Genomic DNA, 362 nt, shown 5'->3' with positions numbered 1-362 from the left:
CGATGTGCATGCTCTCTGCCTTCGGCGGCATCTGGGTGCTGAACCTGATCAACGGCCTGTGGTTCGGCGCACAGATAGGACTCGGCTGGATCAATCCGATGACGGCGGCACCACCCACCATCATCGACATGAACGTGTTCACCCAGATCGGACTGGTCGTGCTGATGGGCCTGGCCTGCAAGAACGCGATCCTTATCGTCGAGTTCGCCCGCGACCTGGAAGCGCAGGGCCGCAGCATCGTCGATGCCGCGGTCGAGACCTGTCGCCTGCGCCTGCGCCCGATCCTGATGACCAGCTTCCCCTCCTGCGCCGGCGTCCTGCCGCCGGCGGTCGCCCGCGGCGCCGGCGCCGAGGTGCGCGCC

The 362-nt window shown here is 67.4% G+C and carries 1 protein-coding gene; it reads left to right on the top strand.

Annotated features, from left to right (window positions below):
• Positions 1 to 362: efflux RND transporter permease subunit (locus FLQ44_RS14340; protein ID WP_147694968.1), on the top strand; the 362-nt coding region annotated here is incomplete at both ends.

It is taken from the genome of Vogesella mureinivorans, from assembly GCF_007644035.1.
Lineage (GTDB): Bacteria > Pseudomonadota > Gammaproteobacteria > Burkholderiales > Chromobacteriaceae > Vogesella > Vogesella mureinivorans.
Note: the sequence above shows the minus strand (reverse complement) of the source record. Positions and strands in the feature narration are given on the sequence as shown.